Consider the following 1,011-nt stretch of genomic DNA (forward strand, 5'->3'; position numbering starts at 1 on the left):
ATTACGATTAACACCGCGCACATCGAGTACGAAACGGCTAACCGCCACTACGCACACGTTGACTGCCCGGGCCACGCCGACTACGTCAAGAACATGATTACCGGTGCTGCGCAGATGGACGGCGCAATTCTGGTTTGCTCGGCCGCAGACGGTCCGATGCCGCAAACGCGTGAGCACATCCTGTTGGCCCGCCAAGTTGGCGTGCCGTACATCATCGTGTTCCTGAACAAGTGCGACATGGTCGACGACGCCGAGCTGCTCGAGCTGGTCGAAATGGAAGTTCGCGAACTTCTGACGAAGTACGAATTCCCGGGCGACGATCTGCCGATCATCAAGGGTTCGGCCAAGCTGGCGCTGGAAGGCGACAAGGGCGAACTGGGTGAAGTGGCAATTCTGGCCCTGGCCGAAGCGCTGGACACGTACATCCCGACGCCGGAGCGCGCAATCGACAAGGCATTCCTGATGCCGGTTGAAGACGTGTTCTCGATCTCGGGTCGTGGCACGGTGGTGACGGGCCGCGTTGAGTCGGGCGTGATCAAGGTCGGCGAAGAAATCGAAATCGTGGGCATCGTGCCGACGGTCAAGACGATTTGCACGGGCGTTGAAATGTTCCGCAAGCTGCTCGACCAAGGTCAGGCAGGCGATAACGTCGGTATTCTGCTGCGCGGCACGAAGCGTGAAGACGTCCAGCGTGGTCAGGTTCTGGCCAAGCCGGGCTCGATCAAGCCGCACACGGACTTCACGGGCGAGGTCTACATTCTGTCGAAGGACGAAGGTGGTCGTCACACGCCGTTCTTCAACAACTACCGTCCGCAGTTCTACTTCCGTACGACGGACGTGACCGGTTCGATCAGCCTGCCGGAAGGTAAGGAAATGGTCATGCCGGGCGACAACGTGTCGATCACGGTCAAGCTGATCGCTCCGATCGCCATGACCGAAGGTCTGCGTTTCGCAATCCGCGAAGGTGGCCGTACCGTCGGCGCCGGCGTGGTTGCTACGATCGTTGCCTAA

General features: G+C 59.8%; 1 protein-coding gene. It reads left to right on the forward strand.

The window, feature by feature from the left end; translation table 11 throughout:
- Positions 1-1,011 (forward strand): elongation factor Tu (tuf, locus tag PIN31009_RS27795; RefSeq protein WP_150792188.1); only part of this gene is annotated, 1,011 nt, incomplete at its 5' end.

This window comes from Pandoraea iniqua, from assembly GCF_902459685.1.
GTDB lineage: Bacteria > Pseudomonadota > Gammaproteobacteria > Burkholderiales > Burkholderiaceae > Pandoraea > Pandoraea iniqua.